At 56.1% G+C, this 18,448-nt stretch carries 15 protein-coding genes; 6 read left to right on the top strand and 9 right to left on the bottom strand.

The window, feature by feature from the left end; all coding sequences use genetic code 11:
* Nucleotides 1-316: 316 nt before the first annotated feature.
* The 8 genes from WG219_01415 to WG219_01380 form a co-directional block, all read right to left on the bottom strand.
* Nucleotides 317-1,171, bottom strand: a complete 855-nt coding sequence (locus WG219_01415; protein ID WXL26174.1) for an ABC transporter permease subunit — start codon at nucleotides 1,169-1,171, stop codon at nucleotides 317-319.
* Nucleotides 1,168-2,049 carry an ABC transporter permease subunit gene (locus WG219_01410; GenBank protein WXL27919.1) on the bottom strand — a complete coding sequence of 294 codons (882 nt, stop codon included), beginning with the start codon at nucleotides 2,047-2,049 and terminating at the stop codon, nucleotides 1,168-1,170. The genes WG219_01415 and WG219_01410 overlap by 4 nt, the downstream gene beginning before the upstream one ends.
* Before the next feature lie 26 nt (nucleotides 2,050-2,075).
* Nucleotides 2,076-3,218, bottom strand: a complete 1,143-nt coding sequence (potA, locus tag WG219_01405; GenBank protein ID WXL26173.1) for a polyamine ABC transporter ATP-binding protein — start codon at nucleotides 3,216-3,218, stop codon at nucleotides 2,076-2,078.
* A gap of 51 nt (nucleotides 3,219-3,269) precedes the next feature.
* Nucleotides 3,270-4,355 (bottom strand): polyamine ABC transporter substrate-binding protein, encoded by a 1,086-nt coding sequence (locus tag WG219_01400; protein ID WXL26172.1) that lies wholly within the window; start codon nucleotides 4,353-4,355, stop codon nucleotides 3,270-3,272.
* Nucleotides 4,356-4,422: 67 nt separating this feature from the next.
* Nucleotides 4,423-5,517, bottom strand: coding sequence for a polyamine ABC transporter substrate-binding protein (locus tag WG219_01395; protein ID WXL26171.1), 1,095 nt, complete (start codon nucleotides 5,515-5,517; stop codon nucleotides 4,423-4,425).
* 156 nt (nucleotides 5,518-5,673) lie between these two features.
* Entirely contained in the window at nucleotides 5,674-7,047 is a 1,374-nt protein-coding gene (locus tag WG219_01390; protein ID WXL26170.1) for an aspartate aminotransferase family protein, read from the bottom strand.
* Nucleotides 7,048-7,126: 79 nt separating this feature from the next.
* Nucleotides 7,127-8,485 (bottom strand): glutamine synthetase family protein, encoded by a 1,359-nt coding sequence (locus WG219_01385; GenBank protein ID WXL26169.1) that lies wholly within the window; start codon nucleotides 8,483-8,485, stop codon nucleotides 7,127-7,129.
* A gap of 41 nt (nucleotides 8,486-8,526) precedes the next feature.
* Nucleotides 8,527-9,279, bottom strand: a complete 753-nt coding sequence (locus WG219_01380) for a gamma-glutamyl-gamma-aminobutyrate hydrolase family protein (GenBank protein ID WXL26168.1) — start codon at nucleotides 9,277-9,279, stop codon at nucleotides 8,527-8,529.
* A gap of 276 nt (nucleotides 9,280-9,555) precedes the next feature.
* Between WG219_01380 and WG219_01375 the strand changes: the two genes are divergently transcribed.
* Both WG219_01375 and WG219_01370 read left to right on the top strand, forming a co-directional pair.
* Entirely contained in the window at nucleotides 9,556-10,935 is a 1,380-nt protein-coding gene (locus tag WG219_01375) for a glutamine synthetase family protein (GenBank protein WXL26167.1), read from the top strand.
* 129 nt (nucleotides 10,936-11,064) lie between these two features.
* Nucleotides 11,065-12,123 (top strand): extracellular solute-binding protein, encoded by a 1,059-nt coding sequence (locus WG219_01370; protein WXL26166.1) that lies wholly within the window; start codon nucleotides 11,065-11,067, stop codon nucleotides 12,121-12,123.
* Nucleotides 12,124-12,187: 64 nt separating this feature from the next.
* Here WG219_01370 and WG219_01365 read toward each other — a convergent pair whose 3' ends face one another.
* The gene (locus WG219_01365; protein WXL26165.1) at nucleotides 12,188-13,552 is read right to left on the bottom strand and encodes a CYTH domain-containing protein; all 1,365 of its coding nucleotides are present in this window, start codon (nucleotides 13,550-13,552) and stop codon (nucleotides 12,188-12,190) included.
* Nucleotides 13,553-13,664: 112 nt separating this feature from the next.
* Between WG219_01365 and WG219_01360 the strand changes: the two genes are divergently transcribed.
* From WG219_01360 to argA, 4 genes are all read left to right on the top strand, one after another.
* Nucleotides 13,665-14,342, top strand: a complete 678-nt coding sequence (locus tag WG219_01360; GenBank protein WXL26164.1) for a TIGR00153 family protein — start codon at nucleotides 13,665-13,667, stop codon at nucleotides 14,340-14,342.
* A 39-nt stretch (nucleotides 14,343-14,381) separates the two neighbouring features.
* Nucleotides 14,382-15,647 carry an inorganic phosphate transporter gene (locus WG219_01355; GenBank protein ID WXL26163.1) on the top strand — a complete coding sequence of 422 codons (1,266 nt, stop codon included), beginning with the start codon at nucleotides 14,382-14,384 and terminating at the stop codon, nucleotides 15,645-15,647.
* A 96-nt stretch (nucleotides 15,648-15,743) separates the two neighbouring features.
* On the top strand, nucleotides 15,744-16,892 hold the full coding sequence (gene argE / locus WG219_01350; GenBank protein ID WXL26162.1) for an acetylornithine deacetylase: 1,149 nt from the start codon (nucleotides 15,744-15,746) through the stop codon (nucleotides 16,890-16,892).
* 126 nt (nucleotides 16,893-17,018) lie between these two features.
* Nucleotides 17,019-18,317, top strand: coding sequence for an amino-acid N-acetyltransferase (argA, locus tag WG219_01345; GenBank protein ID WXL26161.1), 1,299 nt, complete (start codon nucleotides 17,019-17,021; stop codon nucleotides 18,315-18,317).
* Nucleotides 18,318-18,448 lie beyond the last annotated feature (131 nt).

Genomic DNA, 18,448 nt, shown 5'->3' with positions numbered 1-18,448 from the left:
GCGTTTCCTTTTATTGTTGTTTGAATTGCCCTCATAGTCCCCACCTGCATGCCCTGGCTCAAATCGATTGATTAAAGGCATACATTGGTAGAAACGATAATGCCTGCACGATAAGGCCCCGGACTAACGCCACTTATGCCTCACGCATTTCTAACGGGCAGAAACTAAAACCCGTCAGGAATCAGCCAAAGCTGAGATGATCGACCTGAACTGGTCTGGCAACGTCTAATCACAACTGAATTTGGTCCTCACGAGATAATCCACAATTGACAATAAAAAAGGGCCACCGAAGTGGCCCTTTTCATAACACCGTTGCTTACGCGGTTTGCGCAGCGCCGGTGGTTTCGTCCATAGCTTGTTGCAGGGCCTTCTTGCGTTTTTCTTCGGCACGGTGGGCGAAGAACCACATCACGAAGGTGGCCAGCGACACGCTGAGCAAGATCAAGCTCGCCACTGCGTTGATCTCAGGCTTCACGCCCAGACGCACAGCAGAGAACACTTCCATCGGCAGCGTGGTCGAGCCTGGGCCGGACACGAAGCTGGCCAGTACCAGGTCATCCAGCGACAAGGCGAAGGACATCATGGCACCGGCTACCAGCGACGGCGCGATCATCGGGATGGTGATCAGGAAGAACACCTTCCACGGCCGTGCACCGAGGTCCATGGCCGCTTCTTCGATGGACATATCCAGCTCACGCAGACGTGAGGACACGATCACCGCCACATACGCTGAGCAGAAGGTGGTGTGCGCGATCCAGATGGTCAGCAGGCCACGCTCTGCCGGCCAGCCGATCAGCTGAGCCATTGCCACGAACAGCAGCAACAGCGACAGACCAGTAATCACCTCTGGCATAACCAGCGGTGCAGTCACCAAACCACCAAACAGCGTACGACCTTTGAAGCGGGTGACACGGGTCAGCACAAAGGCTGCCATTGTGCCCAGTGCCACCGCCGCGATGGCGGTGTACAGCGCCACTTCTAGGGAACGCATGACCGAGTTCATCAGCTGGGTGTTATCCAGCAGGCCGACGTACCACTTGATCGACCAACCACCCCACACGGTTACCAGACGGGATGCGTTGAACGAGTAGATGACCAGAATGACCATCGGTAAGTAGATAAACGCCAAGCCCACCCACAACATGAAGTTGGAGAAACTAAAACGCTTCATGGCCGTCCCTCCATTTCTTTGGCTTGGTTACGGTTAAACAGAATGATCGGGACAATCAGGATCGCCAGCATCACTACCGCCAGAGCAGACGCCACCGGCCAGTCGCGGTTGTTGAAGAATTCCTGCCACAACACTTTACCGATCATGAGCGTTTCCGGGCCGCCCAGCAGCTCAGGAATCACGAACTCACCCACAACCGGGATGAACACCAGCATGCAGCCGGCGATGATGCCGTTCTTAGCCAGCGGTACGGTGATTTTCCAGAAGCTGTTGAAGGTGCTGGAGCCCAGGTCAGCTGCTGCTTCCAGCAAACTCTGATCGTGCTTGACCAGGTTGGCGTAGAGCGGCAACACCATGAACGGCAGGTACGAGTAAACGATACCGATGTACACCGCCAGGTTGGTGTTGAGGATCTGCAGCGGCTCGTCGATCACGCCCAGCCACATAAGGAAGCCATTAAGCAGGCCGTTGTTGCTGAGGATCCCCATCCACGCATACACGCGAATCAGGATCGCCGTCCAAGTCGGCATCATGATCAGCAGCAGGAACACCATCTGCTTGTCTTTCGGCGACCGTGCAATGGCATAAGCCATCGGGAAGCCGATAAACAGGCACAACAGCGTGCTGACTGTTGCAATTTTCAGGGACCCCAAATAGGCAGCCAGGTACAGCGCATCCTCACTAAGGAAGATGTAGTTACCCAGGTTGATGATCAGGGTGAGTTTGTTTTCCGCCCAGGTGTACACGTCGGTGTACGGAGGGATGGCCACATCTGCTTCAGCAAAGCTGATCTTCAGAACGATGAAGAACGGCAGCATGAAGAACAGGAACAGCCAGAGGAACGGCACCCCGATAACCAGGTGCCGGCCCTTGGGCATACGGCGACTGATGCTTCGGATGATATTCATGAGCGCAACGCCACCCCGCTGTCGTCCTCCCACCACACGTACACTTGGTCATCCCAAGTTGGACGTGCGCCGCGGCGCTCGGCGTTGGCTACAAAAGACTGCACGATCTTGCCGCTTGGCAGCTCCACGTGGAAGACCGAGTGGCCGCCCAGGTAGGCGATATCGTGAACAATACCGCGGGACCAGTTGTGCTCAGACGTCGGCTGCTCAGTGCTGATGAGCATTTTTTCCGGACGAATTGCATAGGTGATGCTCTTGTCCTGAACGGAGGTACTGACGCCGTGACCGACGTAGATCGGACGCTCCAGATCAGGCGAGGCAATCAGCGCATAGCCTTCCATGTCTTCGACCACTTGGCCTTCGAACAGGTTGACGTTGCCGATAAATTCGCAGACTAGACGACTGGTCGGGGTCTCGTACACATCGACCGGGCTGCCGATCTGCTCAATGCAACCCAGATGCATAATGGCGATACGCTGGGCCATGGTCATGGCCTCTTCTTGGTCGTGGGTCACCATCACGCAGGTCACGCCTACGCGCTCAATGATTTCCACCAGTTCCAGCTGCATTTGCGAACGCAGTTTTTTGTCCAGTGCCCCCATTGGCTCGTCGAGCAGGAGCAGCTTCGGACGCTTGGCCAGCGAGCGAGCCAACGCAACACGCTGACGCTGACCGCCAGAAAGCTGGTGCGGCTTGCGTTTGGCGTACTGGGTCATGTGCACCAGCTTAAGCATTTCTTCGACGCGGGCGTCGATTTCAGCCTTAGGCATTTTGTCCTGTTTCAGACCGAAGGCGATGTTGTCCGCCACACTCATGTGCGGGAACAGCGCATAGGACTGGAACATCATGTTGATCGGACGCTCGTATGGCGGCAGGTCGGTGATGTCCTGGCCATCAAGGAAAATGCGTCCATCTGTTGGCTTTTCAAAGCCAGCCAGCATGCGCAGCAAGGTGGATTTACCGGAACCGGAGCCGCCGAGCAGGGCGAAAATCTCACCCTTGTTGATGGTCAGTGAAACATCTTCAACAGCTACCGTTTCATCGAATTTTTTTGTTACGCGCTCGATTTTGACCAAAACCTCTTTCGGCTTTTGATCACCCTCGAGAACTTTTTTATAGGCACTGGAAGCAACCGCCATTACCAAAACTCCACGAATTGAGCGCCCGGGCACCGCGACCGGGCGTTTGTATTATTTACCGGACTTGATCTTGGTCCAGCTGCGAGTCATTAAACGCTGCACTTTCACCGGCAGTTCCGAAGAAATGTACAACTTGTCCAGCACCGCTTGTGGCGGATATACGGACTCATCGTTGAGTACATCCTGATCCATCAGCTCGCCTGCCTTGAGGTTAGGGTTGGCATAGCCGACGTAATCACTGACCACCGCAATGGCGGCCGGATCGAGCAAATAGTTGATGAAGCTGTGAGCTTCTTTGACATTGCCCGCATCCACAGGGATAGCAAGCATGTCGAACCACAGGTTGGCACCCTCTTTAGGAATGCTGTAGGCGATTTCGACGCCCTTTTCGGCTTCTTCGGCACGGTCAGCAGCCTGCATTACGTCGCCAGAAAAACCGACGGCTACGCAGATGTTGCCGTTAGCCAGATCACCGATGTATTTCGAACTGTGGAAATAAGAGACATAAGGACGCACAGCCAGCAGTTTGGCTTCGGCTTTAGCAATGTCATCCGCGCTGTGGGTATTCGGATCCAGGCCCAAGTAGTTGAGCATGGCCGGCAGCATTTCATCTGCAGAATCAAGGAAGCTGACACCACAAGCCGAGAGCTTTTTCATGTTCTCTGGCTCGAAGACCACACTCCACGAGTCGATGTGATCAACCCCGAGCACTTCTTTAACCTTGGCTACGTTGTAACCAATACCGTTGGTGCCCCACAGGTAGGGAACGGAATACTGGTTACCGGGATCGTTGGCATCCAGTTGCTTGAGCAGAGCCGGGTCCAGGTTATCCCAATTAGGCAGCAGACTGCGATCGAGCTTCTGGAAAGCCCCCGCCTTGATCTGCTTACCGAGAAAATGGTTCGAAGGCACCACGATGTCGTAGCCGGAACGGCCAGCCAACAACTTACCTTCAAGGGTTTCGTTGGAATCAAAAACGTCGTACTGGACTGTTATACCGGTCTCTTTTTTGAAGTCGTCCAGCGTGGTTTCACCAATGTAGTCCGACCAGTTGTAGACCTTGACCACAGGCTCAGCAGCGTGTGCGGTAGTGACAGCGGCAGCCAGAAGCCCTGCCAGGAGAGGAATACGACGCATAAGGGGTCCTTTTCTTGTTCTGGGAGAGCGGCAGGTCATCCTGCCGCTTCCGATTACATCAACAGCATTAACGACCGGACTTGATCTTGGTCCAGCTGCGGGTCATCAGACGCTGAGCATTGGCTGGCAGATCTGGGAAGGTGTAGATCTTGGCCATGGTTTCAGCATCCGGGTAGATGCCCGGATCGTTACGAAGGGCTTCGTCTACCAGCGGTGTCGCGGCAGCGTTACCGTTCGGGAACTGCGTGTAGTTACTGATGTTGGCGATAACTTCCGGCTTCATCAGGTAGTTGAGGAACACATGAGCCTCTTCTACGTTTTTCGCATCAGCAGGGATAGCCAGCATGTCAAAGAAGCTGCCAGCACCTTCTTTCGGGATGCTGTAGGAGATGTTCACGCCATTCTTAGCTTCTTCAGCACGGGACTTGGACTGATACAGGTCGCCCGAGTAACCGACGGCCATACAGATGTTGCCGTTAGCCAGGTCACCGATGTACTTGGAGCTGTGGAAATAAGAGATTGAGGAGCGAACCGACAGGAACAGCTCTTCAGCTTTCTTCAGCTCAGCCGGGTTGGTGCTGTCTGGCTTGAAGCCCAGATAGTTCAGGGCAGCCGGCAGAATTTCGGTCGGCGAGTCGAGGAAGGTCACGCCGCAGTCCTTCAACTTGGCGATGTTTTCCGGCTTGAACACGATGTCCCAGGTATTAACCGGTACGTCGCCCAGAGCAGCCTTAACCTTGTCTACGTTGTAGCCCAGGCCGATGGTGCCCCACATGTAGGGGATGGAATACTGGCTGCCCGGGTCGCTTGGATCCAGTGCGTGCAGCAGGTTTTTGTCGAGGTTTTCCCAGTTCGGCAGCTTGGATTTGTCCAGCTTCTGGAACACACCGGCTTTGATTTGCTTAGCCAGGAATGGGTTGGACGGCACGACGATGTCGTAGCCCGAGCTGCCCGCCAACAGCTTGGCTTCTAGGGTCTCGTTGCTGTCAAAGACGTCGTAGACGACCTTGATGCCGGTTTCCTTCTGGAAGTTCTCCAGGGTGTCTTCGGCGATGTAATCAGACCAGTTATAGACGTGCAGAACTTTGTCTTCTGCAACGGCGTTACCTGCAACAGCTGCCGCCAGAGACACGGCAAGAAGGGTTTTGCTGACTTTACTCATGCATACAGCTCCTGTTGTTGTAGTCGTAGACCGGAAAAGCGCGCTCAACAACGCACCTTTCCGGTGGGCCTGACGCACGCATTTGCGCAGTCTGGCAAGGTCCTTGTCTGGTGACAACATTCAGATATAAGCAAATGAAAATAAAGGATAAAACCCTTACTTCAAGACCTCTTCTGCTGTCAGATCCAGACACTTGCGAGCTTTCTCCACCAGCTCGTCAATCTCAGCATGACTGATGACCAACGGTGGCGAAATGATCATGGTGTCGCCCACGGCGCGCATGATCAGTCCATTGTTGAAGCAATGACCACGGCAAATCATGCCGACGGCTTTGTCTGACGGATAACGCTTGCGGGTGGCTTTGTCTTGTACCAGCTCAATGGCACCCAGCATCCCTACACCGCGCACTTCGCCAACCAGTGGGTGATCACTCAGCTCGCGTAAACGCTTCTGCAAGTAAGGTGCCGTTTCTGCCTTAACACGCTCGACAATTTTTTCTTCCTGCAAAATTCGCAGGTTTGCCAGACCAACCGCCGCCGCAACCGGGTGCCCCGAGTAGGTGAAGCCGTGGTTGAAATCGCCGCCCTCATTAAGGACCTTAACCACATCGTCACGCACAACCAGACCACCCATTGGGATGTAGCCAGAGGTCAAGCCCTTGGCGATCGTCATCATGTGCGGTGTATTGCCGAAATAGTCGCTTCCGAACCATTCACCGGTGCGACCAAAACCGCAGATCACCTCATCAGCAATAAAGAGGATGTCGTATTTGGCGAGAATCTCGCGGATGCGCGGCCAATAAGTCTCTGGTGGGATAATGACACCACCTGCGCCCTGAATGGGCTCTGCGATAAACGCTGCAACATTTTCCTCGCCGACTTCGAGAATCTTCTTCTCCAACTGGTCAGCGGCCCAGATCCCGAATTCGTCCGGGCTCATGTCGCCACCCTCGCCAAACCAGTAAGGCTGCGGGATGTGCACAATACCTGGAATCGGCAGGTCGCCCTGCTCATGCATATAGGTCATGCCGCCCAGGCTGGCACCGGCAACAGTTGAGCCGTGGTAGCCATTGATACGGCTGATGATGACCTTTTTGTTCGGCTTACCCTTGAGTGCCCAATAATGGCGCACCATGCGCAGCATGGTGTCATTACCCTCAGAGCCGGAACCGGTGAAGAACACATGGTTCATACCCTCAGGGGTAAGCTTTGAAATCTCTTTAGCCAGCTCCAAAGCAGGAGGCGTGGCTGTCTGGAAAAACATGTTGTAGTACGGCAGCTCTTGCATCTGGCGATACGCGGCATCAGCCAGCTCTTTACGCCCATAACCGACAGCTACACACCAAAGGCCAGCCATGGCATCGAGGATCTTTTTACCCTCGCTGTCCCACAAATAAACGCCTTCGGCCTTAGTGATAATGCGCGGGCCATTCTCGGACAGCTGCTTAAAATCACTGAAGGGTGCCAGGTGATGCTCACGACTCATCGCCTGCCATTCGCGGGTTTTTGGGTTTGTCACTTGCTCGTTCATAACAACACCTTGTCCTAACAGGTCACACAGCGGCCTGATAATGTGGGCTGGCGCGTATAAACCGCGCCAGCCTTGAGTCTTAAACAGACAGCAGCAGGAACTCGCGCTCCCAAGAGCTGATCACCCGGTTGTAGTTCTCGTGCTCGGCGCGCTTAACGGCGACGTAGCCTCGAATGAACTTCTCACCCAAGTATTTCTCAGCATCTTTACAGGCTTCCATACGCTCCAATGCGCTTTCGATGGTCACCGGCAGACGCAGGTTGCGACGTTCATAACCACGGCCTTTAACTGGCGCACTCGGTTTCACATCGCCGACCATGCCCATGTAGCCGCACAGCAAGCTGGCAGCCAGCACCAGATACGGGTTGGCGTCGGCACCGGCGAGGCGGTTTTCCACACGGCGGTTCTGCGGCGTGGCTTCAGGCACGCGCAGGCCCACGGTACGGTTCTCTTCACCCCACTCAACGTTCACTGGCGCGGAGGTATCCGGCAGGAAGCGGCGGAACGAGTTAACGTTCGGGGCGAACAGCGGCAGCAGCTCGGGGATGTACTTCTGCAGACCACCGATGTGCTGCATAAACAGCTCACTCATGGTGCCGTCAGCATTGGAGAACAGGTTCTTACCGGTTTTGATGTCCACCACGCTCTGGTGAATGTGCATGGCGCTGCCTGGCTGATCAGTGATCGGCTTGGCCATAAAGGTGGCCGCGACGTCATGCTTCAGGGCGGCTTCACGCATGGTGCGTTTGAACACCAGGATCTGGTCAGCCAGGTGCAGGGCATCGCCGTGACGGAAGTTGATTTCCATCTGCGCCGGGCCTTCCTCGTGGATCAGGGTATCCAGATCCAAGCCCTGCATCTCACACCAGTCGTACATGTCTTCGAACAGTGGGTCGAATTCGTTAGCCGCATCAATAGAGAACGATTGACGACCGGTTTCCGGGCGGCCGGAGCGGCCAACCGGCGCCACCAGCGGGAAGTCCGGGTCACTGTTGCGCTTGGTCAGGTAAAACTCCATTTCCGGCGCAACGATTGGCTTCCAGCCTTTATCGGCGTACAGCTTAAGGACGTTCTTAAGGATGTTGCGGGGAGACAGCTCAATAGGCCGGCCCTGCTTATCAAAGGTGTCGTGAATCACCATCGCAGTCGGCTCGATAGCCCACGGCACCAGGAAGACAGCGTTCTCGTCGGGGCGGCAGAACATATCAATGTCGGCCTCGTCGAGCAGCTCATAGTAGATATCGTCGTCGACATAGTCGCCCGTTACAGTCTGCAGCAGCACACTTTCGGGCAGGCGCATGCCTTTTTCGTCGAGGAACTTATTGGTCGGCGAAATCTTACCGCGGGCAATGCCGGTAAGGTCGCTGATCAGACATTCAACTTCGGTGATTTTGCGTTCTTTCAGCCAGCTCGAAAGCTGGTCTAATTTGGTACTCATAGAGACCTCAGGGTTGGTGAGAGCCGGCACCTGTCGCCGGCTCAGCGTTGCCCCGCCCTCTTCCTGCAAGCCTCACCAAAGGCCTGGAAGATGGCGAGATAATTCGGGTTAGATCGTACCTGCCACTCAGGGTGCCATTGCACCCCCACTGCAAAGCTTTTAGCACCTTCTATCGAGAATGCTTCGATCAACCCGTCAGGCGCCAAAGCTTCTACGCGAAGGCCCGGCGCCAGACGCTGAACGCCCTGGCCATGAATGGAATTGATCTGGATTTCGTCCGGTAAACCCAGCCCAGCCAGCACACCGCCTGGCTGGATATGCAGCGCATGACGTAAGCCATACTGCTGTTCAGGTGGCAAATTCTCTGGCTCGCGGTGATCCATATAACCTTCGACATCGTGCACTTTCTGGTGCAACGAACCGCCAAAGGCCACATTCATCTCCTGAAAGCCGCGGCAAATACCTAAGATCGGGATGCCCGCCTCTACGGCCGCCTTGATAAGCGGCAGCGTCGTGCTATCACGCGCAGGATCGTGATGAGTTCCCGGATCGCTGGGTTCTCCAGCATAATGATGAGGCTCAACGTTTGATGGAGAACCTGGGAAAACCAAGCCATCAAGTTGTTCAAGCAGATAAGCCAAGTCAATCTGATCACCCAATGCAGGAATGATCAGAGGCATTCCACCGGCAGCATGGACAACTGCCTGCAAATATTTGTCACCAGCGGTGTGGTAGATGTTGTGACCAATGAGCTTGGTACAAGCACTGACGCCGATAATCGGCTGACGCGACATGGGACACCCGTTTTATAGCTGTTATGGGTTTAACCCGAGCTTAGCCTTGTTCATTTTTTTACACAATAGTCATATGAAAATCTGAACACAGCCCGCTGAACACCTAGACAAACGTGCTATCCAGGCACTTTACACAGCCCTAGGACGCCCCAAAAATGGCCGCAACGCACTAACAAAGTGCAAAAAACCCCTCACTTGACAGCATATGGCGTTTACGATTGACTCAGCCTTATGCGATTGCATGATTGATATATTTAACAAAAAAGGTGTTGCATCATGTCGGTACCACCGCGTGCCGTTCAGCTTAACGAAGCGAACGCGTTCCTTAAGGAACATCCTGAGGTCCAGTTCGTCGACCTTCTTATTGCAGATATGAATGGAGTCGTGCGAGGCAAACGAATAGATCGGAATGCCCTGCACAAGGTTTACGAGAAAGGTATCAACCTTCCGGCGTCACTTTTTGCTCTCGACATCAATGGTTCCACCGTAGAAAGCACCGGCCTCGGCCTGGACATCGGTGACGCTGACCGCATCTGCTTCCCCATTCCCGATACCCTCTGCAATGAACCATGGCAGAAGCGCCCAACGGCACAGCTGCTCATGACCATGCACGAACTGGACGGCACCCCGTTTTTCGCCGATCCACGAGAGGTATTGCGTCAAGTAGTAGAGAAATTCGACGAACTGGGCCTGCGCATCTGTGCAGCGTTTGAACTTGAGTTTTACCTGATCGACCAGGAGAACGTGAATGGCCGTCCACAGCCACCACGCTCCCCGATCTCCGGTAAACGCCCACATTCCACTCAGGTTTACCTGATCGACGACCTCGACGAGTACGTCGACTGCCTGCAAGACATGCTTGAAGCCGCCAAGGAACAAGGCATCCCGGCAGACGCTATCGTCAAGGAAAGTGCTCCGGCGCAGTTCGAAGTCAACCTGCACCACGTGGAAGACGCCATCAAGGCGTGCGACTACGCCCTGCTGCTCAAGCGTCTGATCAAAAACATCGCCTACGACCACGAGATGGACTCGACCTTTATGGCCAAGCCCTATCCGGGTCAGGCAGGTAACGGTCTGCACGTTCACATTTCGTTGCTGGACAAGAAGACGGGCAAAAACATTTTTGCCTCGGAAAACCCGCTGGAAAGCGAGCCACTGCGCCATGCCATCGGCGGTATCCTGGATACCCTGTCGGCCTCAATGGCCTTCTTGTGCCCGAACGTCAACTCGTACCGTCGCTTTGGCGCACAGTTCTATGTGCCGAATGCGCCGAGCTGGGCGCTCGACAACCGTACCGTAGCGGTTCGTGTCCCGACTGGCAGCCCCGATGCAATTCGCATCGAACACCGTGTTGCTGGCGCCGATGCTAACCCGTACCTGATGCTGGCCTCGATTCTGGCCGGTATTCACCACGGCCTGACCAACCAGATCGACCCAGGCGAGCCGATTGAGGGCAACTCCTACGAGCAACTCGAACCGAGCCTGCCGAACAACCTGCGCGATGCGCTGCGCGAGTTGGATGACAGTGAGGTGCTGAACAAATACATCAGCCCTAACTACATCGACATTTTTGTCGCCTGTAAGGAAGCCGAACTGCAAGAATTCGAGACAACCATCTCGGACTTGGAGTACAACTGGTACCTGCACACAGTCTGACGCCCCACTCGAAAACGCCGGTTTAAAAACCGGCGTTTTTTTATGAAGTACCTGCTCCATGTCATTACACCGCAAGATATGAGAACGTAACCTGCCCCATTCACTTGAATCGCTCCCAAGGAGAACCCGATGCTTCGCCTCGCTGTCCCGCTGCTGTTCGCAATGACACCGCTGCTGAGTTGTGCTGAAGAGGTAATCCGCGTTTACAACTGGAACGACTACATCGCACCTCAGGTGCTGACTGATTTCACGGCCCAAACCGGCATCAAAGTGGACTACCAAACGTTCAGCACCGCTGAAGAATTGGACGCTGCATTGAATAAAGGGGAAGCCTTCGATGTGGCCGTGGCGCAGCACAATTCGCTGCCAGCGCTGATTGAAAAGCAGCTCATCAAACCGCTCGACTACGCCCAGCTGCCCAATCGCAAGCACATCGACAAGCAGTTGCTGAGTACCCTGATTGCCCTTGACCCCAACAACCAGCACGCCATGCCCTATCAGTGGGGCGCAATGGGCCTGGCAATCAACGTACCCAAAGCTGAAGCGGCTTATGGCGGCCCGCTGCCCAACAGCTGGAGCCTGATCTTCGATGCAGAACAAAGCGCCCGTCTTGCCAGCTGCGGCATGAGCGTGCTGGACGCACCGGACGAAGTGCTGACTGCACTGCTCAACTACCAAGGCTACAACCTGGCTCGCAGCGGACGTAGCCGCATTGAGCGCAGCGGGCGCCTTTTGGACGCGCTGCGCCCTCACCTGAAGTACGTCGACAGTGAGCGCTACATTGATGACCTAAACCAAGGCAACTTGTGTGTCGCGGTGGCCTGGGTGGGTGATGCGCTGGTGGCGGAACAAGCAGGCCAACCCGTGCGGTTCCTTATCCCGGATGAAGGATCGGTGTTGTTTATTGACAACATGGTCATCCCCGCCAAGGCGGCGCGGCCTGACCTCGCCCATAAATTCATCAACTACCTAATGGACCCGAAGGTAGCCGCGCTGACTACGGCTGAAACCCTTTACCCAAGCGGTAATGCCGACGTTAAGGAGCACCTGGACGAGTCACTGCGCAATATGCCGGACCTGTATCCAAGCCGCGAAACCAAACGCAGGCTCTACATTCTGGAAACTCTGCCTGAGAAGCACCAAAGCGTTCGCGATGAAGTGTGGGCGCGTTTCCGCACAGATATCTGAGCCGGGTAACAAAAACGCCGCCGTGGATCACTCCATCGGCGGCGTTTTTTATTGCATGTAAGGCTTATTTGACCAACTGGCGCCAGGCTTTGAGTGAGCCAATGATCTGCAGCTGAGTCATACGCGCTTCCAGCACATCTGCAGCAACGGCGTGTTCAGCTAACGCCTCCAGCTTGCCCATTTCGCCATACAAGCGGTCAGCCTCAACCACATCCAGTACGTTACGAGCCAAACGCAGCCAAACCAGCAGACGACCAATGCGCGGCAACTGCTCAGCCAAGTCTTCCGGCTGCTGCTGATAACGACGGATTTGCAAAGCGCTGCCCTCTTCAGCCAGCAATGTTGCCAACCAGCTGCCGAGTGCCGCTGCCCCTTGACGATCACCTCGGCCATTGCGCTGCTGTGTCCAGGCACGGCCAAGGAACCAGCGTGATGCCGTCAACGACAACACACCCCAGCGTACGCCCTGCAACTCTGCCGCGAACAGCTCCGGTGCCTGCTGACGAATTTGTTCGTCCTCTTGCCCTGCAAGAACACGAGGTCGCCAGTCTTGCAGCAGAGCGTCCAACCTCTCACGCAAATCATGGGAGCTTGCACGCGGCGCAGCCTGACCCAAGCTGCCAAGCAACGCACGCAGCTCAGACAGACGCTCAACCCACTCCACCAACAGGCGCCAGTGACCATTGAAACGGTACTGTTCAGCCAGACGCTGGCTGCTACCAAGCAGGTGCCAACCCAACGCCAGCACACTGTCATCCAGAGTGGTTTCGGGCGTCAGAACCGGCAATGGCAGATTCAAGCTGTAACTGGCAGAGTTGAACAGACGATAGCCACGCTCCGCCTTGCTGATATCGCACGGCATCAGCGGTAGATCTGCTGCCAGCTCAGCAGCCAACTCCAGCAGCGCTGCAGGTTCACCTTCGCGCAGCTCCAGCTCAAGTTCGCAAATTTCTTCCTCACCCTCACCGGCAATCACTTTACCCAAGTCCAGTGCAGCCTCAATCACCACCTTGGCTTTGCCGCGCCCCCAAGCGATTTCCGCCTTCTCGCGGACAAAGTCCGTTGTGAAGATGGGCATCAGCTGCTTCTTGTCCAACTCGGCAAGGGAGGCAGGCCAGCAGCTGTCATCGAGCTTTTTCAAGTCCAGCTTGGCCTTACTCAAATACCAGTCCCACTCGTTGCGCTCGGACAGCCCAGCGACACTCTGGCCACGGCTTTTCAAAGTCTGAATGACTTGCTCGCCATCACGGCGCAAGCGCAAAGCGACCTTGGCCTGAGCCAAATCACGGGCAGGCGTGTCGAAATACTGATTGAACAACTCATGACGCTGCCAGCCACTCTTGTTACGTTTTTTCAGTAGCGGGTGGTCACGCAGTGCCGCCAAGGTTTCCCGGCTGGCGCGCAATTTGATTTCGGTTTCTTTGTTCATGGTGATCAGGATCAACGCCTTTTACGAAATTGTGTCAGGTTAATTACACGCGGTAGCGGCACTGGGGGGTGGCTCGTATAATTACAGCCTTTCAACCCTTGGACATAAACCTATGCCTGCCAATCCATTTGCCAGCCTGTTTGGGCGCTCGCCGATTGGGCCAATGCAGAATCACTTTGCTAAAGCTCACGAGTGCGCAGCCAATCTGGTGCCTTTCTTTGATGCCGTTATGGCGCAAGACTGGGCAAAAGTGGAAGAGATCCAGCAGTTCATGTCTGCGCTGGAGCATGACGCCGACAAGCTCAAAAAGAGCGTACGGCTGAATCTGCCGAAAAGCCTTTTCCTGCCCGTACCGCGTTCGGACCTGCTTGAACTGCTCAGTGTACAGGACAAAGTGGCCAACCGCGCCAAGGACATTGCCGGCCTGATGCTTGGCCGCGAAATGGCAATCCCTCCGGCGCTGCAACCGCTGATGCGCGCCTTCGTACAACGCAGTGTGGACGCCAGCGCCCAAGCCCTGAAAGCCATGAATGAGCTGGATGAGTTGCTGGTCACCGGCTTTGGCGGCCGCGAAGCCGCGCTGGTCGAGTCCATGGTGATTGAGCTTGAGCAAATCGAACGAGACACCGACGCGATGCAAATCGAAGTGCGCCGTGCCCTGTTCAAACTGGAGAAGGACCTTCCCCCGGTCGACGTGATGTTCCTCTACAAGATCATCGAATGGATCGGCGATGTCGCCGACCGTGCCGAGCGCGTCGGCAACCGTCTGGAACAACTGCTGGCGCGTTAAGCGCCCGCCTCCTTTTTGGAAATCAGAGATTAACTAGTTATGTCTTTTATTGCGGACTACGGCCTCGTATTGCTGCTGCTTGCCTGCTTGTTTGGCTTTTTCATGGCCTGGGGCGTGGGCGCCAACGACGTGGCCAACGCCATGGGCACATCAGTAGGCTCCAAAGCCCTGACTATTAAACAGGCGATCCTGATCGCCATGGTGTTCGAGTTCTGCGGTGCTTACCTGGCCGGCGGTGAAGTAACGGAGACCATTAAGAGCGGCATCGTTGACGCCTCGATGATCAGCCCGGAGCTTATGGTTCTGGGCATGATGTCAGCACTCTTGGCGGCTGGTAGCTGGCTGCTGATTGCCTCTATGCGTGGCTGGCCGGTATCCACCACTCACTCCATCGTCGGTGCGGTAATCGGCTTTGCGGCCGTAGGCGTATCGTTCGATGCGGTGCACTGGGAAGGCGTGGGCCCGATCGTAGCGAGCTGGGTCGTAACGCCTGTTCTGGCCGGTATCATTTCGTTCATCCTGTTCAGCAGCGTACAGAAGCTGATCATCGACACTGACAACCCGTTCCAGAACGCCAAGCGTTATGTGCCGATGTACATGTTCATCACCGGCTTCGTCATCTCCCTGATGACCATGACCAAAGGCCTCAAACATGTTGGCCTGAACCTGACCAACACCCAAGGCTTCATGCTCTCACTGGGTATTGGCGCAGTGGTGATGCTGGTAGGTATTACTCTGCTCAAACGCGTCAAAGTGGATGAGGAAGCAGACAAAAACTTCCACTTCTCCAGCGTAGAAAAAGTATTCGCCATCCTGATGATCTTCACCGCCTGCGCCATGGCCTTCGCCCACGGCTCCAACGACGTAGCAAACGCGGTAGGCCCGCTGGCGGCCATCGTTGAAGTGCTGCTTTCCGGCGGCGACGTAGCGGTGGGTGCCAAGGCTACAGTGCCTGGCTGGGTACTGCTGCTGGGTGCGATCGGTATCGTAGTAGGTCTGGCTACTTATGGTTATAAAGTGATTGCCACCATTGGTAAGGAAATCACTGAACTGACCCCAAGCCGCGGCTTCGCCGCTGAGCTGGCCGCTGCCACCACCGTGGTCAGCGCTTCAGGTCTAGGCCTGCCGATTTCCACCACCCACACTCTGGTGGGTGCGATCCTCGGTGTAGGCCTGGCTCGCGGTATCGGTGCGTTGAACCTGGGCATGATCGGCAAGATCTTCCTGTCCTGGGTGGTCACACTGCCTGTGGGTGCCGTGCTGTCGATCATCTTCTTCACCATCCTCAGCGGCATCTTCACCTGATGCTGCCTCGGCACGCTGATCCAATCGGCGTGCCGAACGGTTTCCCCTGTCGTCGCGAAGGCCCTATGATGGACCTCCGCACGCGGAGACCGGTCAATGCCTCTACCTTCTTTTAAAGATCAATTCGCCGCACTTATTGCTGCGCCGTCTGTGAGCTGCACTCAGCCCAGCTGGGATCAGTCCAATCTCACTGTCATCGAATTGCTCAGCTCGTGGCTTGGCGACCTCGGCTTTAGTTGCGAAGTCCAACAAGTTACTCCCGGCAAATACAACCTGCTCGCCAGCTATGGCTCAGGCCCTGGCGGTCTGGTTCTGGCCGGTCATAGCGACACCGTGCCCTTTGATGCCGCGCTGTGGCAGACCGATCCACTGAAACTCACCGAAGTCGATGGACGCTGGGTTGGGCTCGGCAGTTGCGATATGAAGGGCTTCTTTGCCCTGATTATCGAAGCGGTCAAACCGCTGTTGGATCAACCCTTCAAGCAGCCGCTGCTGATCCTCGCCACTTGCGATGAAGAAAGCTCTATGTCCGGCGCTCGCGCTCTGGCGGATGCCGGGCGGCCGCTTGGACGTGCTGCTGTCATCGGCGAACCGACCGGACTGAAACCGATCCGCCTGCACAAAGGCGTGATGATGGAACGCATCGATATCCTCGGCCAGAGCGGCCACTCGTCTAATCCTGCGCTGGGGCACAGCGCTCTGGAAGCGATGCAAGATGTGATGCTGGCGTTACGCAACCTGCGCGGACAATGGCAACAGCAGTACAACAATCCACAATTCAGCGTACCGCAGCCGACGCTAAACTTTGGCTGCATCCACGGCGGCGACAACCCTAACCGCATCTGCGGTCAGTGTTCTCTTGAGTTCGACCTGCGCCCTCTGCCGGGCATGCAGCCTGAACAACTGCGTGCTGCCATCCGCCAGAAGCTGCAACCGCTTGCCGAGCAGCATCAGGTGAAGATCGACTTCGCCCCACTGTTCCCCAGCGTGCCACCGTTTGAGCAGCCAGCCGACGCGGAACTGGTGCGACTGGCCGAACAATTGAGCGGCCACAGCGCAACGGCAGTAGCATTCGGCACCGAAGCGTCTTATCTTCAGCAACTGGGTTGCGAAACACTGGTGTTGGGCCCCGGCGATATCGATTGCGCCCACCAACCCGGTGAATACTTGGAAATGTCACGTTTGCAGCCTACTGTGCGTCTACTGCAACAATTAATCGGCCACTATTGCCTGCAACCGGCCTGAAACCTGATAGATCGAGGAATAAACGCGTGAAGCTGCCCCAACTGCGACGATAACTCCCGCCCTGGCTGCCGCCCGGCGCTGCTGCGCCTTCACCCCTCGCGTTTACTCCAAGATAGGTTTCAAATCATGCACGATCACGTCAATTGGCTGCGTAATGCCTCCCCGTACATTAACTCCCACCGGGACTGCACCTTTGTCGTCATGCTCCCCGGCGAGGGCGTCGCTCACCCGAATTTCGCCAATATCGTTCACGACATTGTCCTGCTGCACAGCCTTGGCGTGCGCTTGGTACTGGTGCATGGTTCACGCCCGCAAATTGAGTCACGCCTCAATAGCCAAGGCCTGACTCCGCACTACCACAACAACCTGCGCATTACCGATGCGCCCACGCTTGAGTGCGTGATTGAAGCGGTGGGGCATCTGCGTATCGCGCTGGAAGCCCGCCTGTCGATGGACATGGCCCGCTCCCCGATGCAGGGCTCACGCCTGCGCATCACCAGCGGCAATTTTGTCACTGCACGGCCCATTGGCGTGCTCGATGGCATCGACTTCCACCATACTGGCGAAGTCCGCCGGATCGACCGCAAAGGCATCAATCGCCAGCTGGATGAACGCAGCATTGTGCTGCTGTCACCGCTGGGCTATTCGCCAACCGGGGAGATTTTCAACCTGGCTTGCGAAGATGTCGCCACTAGGGCTGCCATTGAACTAAAAGCCGACAAATTGATTCTTTTCGGCGAAGAATCAGGCTTGATGGACGAACAAGGCAACTTGGTTCGCGAGCTCCGTCCACAGCAAGTACCGGCCCATCTCCAGCGTCTGGGCAGCAGCTATCAGGGCGAACTGCTCGACGCCGCCGCCGAGGCTTGCAAAGGCGGCGTGCGCCGCAGCCATATCGTCAGTTATGCCGAAGATGGCGCCATGCTCAGCGAGCTGTTCACCCGCACCGGTAACGGTACGCTGGTGGCACAAGAGCAGTTTGAGTCCGTCCGGGAAGCCACCATTGAAGATGTTGGCGGTCTGATTGAGCTGATCACGCCACTTGAGGATCAAGGCATTCTGGTGCGGCGCTCGCGGGAAGTGCTGGAGCGCGAGATTGAACAGTTCACCATCGTTGAACGCGAAGGCCTGATCATCTCCTGCGCGGCGCTGTACCCGATTGCGGACTCAGACAGCGGCGAGCTGGCCTGCCTGGCCGTCAACCCGGCCTACCGCCACGGCGGGCGCGGCGATCAATTGCTCGAACGCATTGAGCAACGGGCCCGTGCCATGGGCCTGAAAAAGCTGTTCGTCCTCACCACCCGCACCGCTCACTGGTTCCGTGAGCGCGGCTTCGAGCCCAGCAGCGTCGACCGCCTGCCTGCGGCCCGGGCATCGCTGTACAACTTTCAGCGTAATTCGCAGGTGTTTGAAAAACCGCTGTAAGGCTCATGGGTGGGTAACCTGCTGCGCAGGCTTACACCACCCTACGGAATTCGCCGATCTTGTAGATACGCAGGGTGGATGACGCTGTTTTCATCCACCAAGCCGCTAGCACCTCAGAACATAGGCTTGCC

Origin of the sequence: Pseudomonas mendocina, from assembly GCA_037482215.1 — a bacterium.
In the GTDB taxonomy this organism is placed as follows: domain Bacteria; phylum Pseudomonadota; class Gammaproteobacteria; order Pseudomonadales; family Pseudomonadaceae; genus Aquipseudomonas; species Aquipseudomonas mendocina_E.
This window is presented reverse-complemented; position numbering and strand designations above follow the sequence as displayed.

What these genes read in the sequence shown, in the direction of transcription:
- WG219_01415 (WXL26174.1), bottom strand. Translation starts at nt 1,171, where the DNA reads ATGAAGCGTTTTAGTTTCTCCAACTTCATGTTGTGGGTGGGCTTGGCG.
- WG219_01410 (WXL27919.1), bottom strand. Translation starts at nt 2,049, where the DNA reads ATGCCCAAGGGCCGGCACCTGGTTATCGGGGTGCCGTTCCTCTGGCTG.
- potA (WXL26173.1), bottom strand. Translation starts at nt 3,218, where the DNA reads ATGGCGGTTGCTTCCAGTGCCTATAAAAAAGTTCTCGAGGGTGATCAA.
- WG219_01400 (WXL26172.1), bottom strand. Translation starts at nt 4,355, where the DNA reads ATGCGTCGTATTCCTCTCCTGGCAGGGCTTCTGGCTGCCGCTGTCACT.
- WG219_01395 (WXL26171.1), bottom strand. Translation starts at nt 5,517, where the DNA reads ATGAGTAAAGTCAGCAAAACCCTTCTTGCCGTGTCTCTGGCGGCAGCT.
- WG219_01390 (WXL26170.1), bottom strand. Translation starts at nt 7,047, where the DNA reads ATGAACGAGCAAGTGACAAACCCAAAAACCCGCGAATGGCAGGCGATG.
- WG219_01385 (WXL26169.1), bottom strand. Translation starts at nt 8,485, where the DNA reads ATGAGTACCAAATTAGACCAGCTTTCGAGCTGGCTGAAAGAACGCAAA.
- WG219_01380 (WXL26168.1), bottom strand. Translation starts at nt 9,279, where the DNA reads ATGTCGCGTCAGCCGATTATCGGCGTCAGTGCTTGTACCAAGCTCATT.
- WG219_01375 (WXL26167.1), top strand. Translation starts at nt 9,556, where the DNA reads ATGTCGGTACCACCGCGTGCCGTTCAGCTTAACGAAGCGAACGCGTTC.
- WG219_01370 (WXL26166.1), top strand. Translation starts at nt 11,065, where the DNA reads ATGCTTCGCCTCGCTGTCCCGCTGCTGTTCGCAATGACACCGCTGCTG.
- WG219_01365 (WXL26165.1), bottom strand. Translation starts at nt 13,552, where the DNA reads ATGAACAAAGAAACCGAAATCAAATTGCGCGCCAGCCGGGAAACCTTG.
- WG219_01360 (WXL26164.1), top strand. Translation starts at nt 13,665, where the DNA reads ATGCCTGCCAATCCATTTGCCAGCCTGTTTGGGCGCTCGCCGATTGGG.
- WG219_01355 (WXL26163.1), top strand. Translation starts at nt 14,382, where the DNA reads ATGTCTTTTATTGCGGACTACGGCCTCGTATTGCTGCTGCTTGCCTGC.
- argE (WXL26162.1), top strand. Translation starts at nt 15,744, where the DNA reads ATGCCTCTACCTTCTTTTAAAGATCAATTCGCCGCACTTATTGCTGCG.
- argA (WXL26161.1), top strand. Translation starts at nt 17,019, where the DNA reads ATGCACGATCACGTCAATTGGCTGCGTAATGCCTCCCCGTACATTAAC.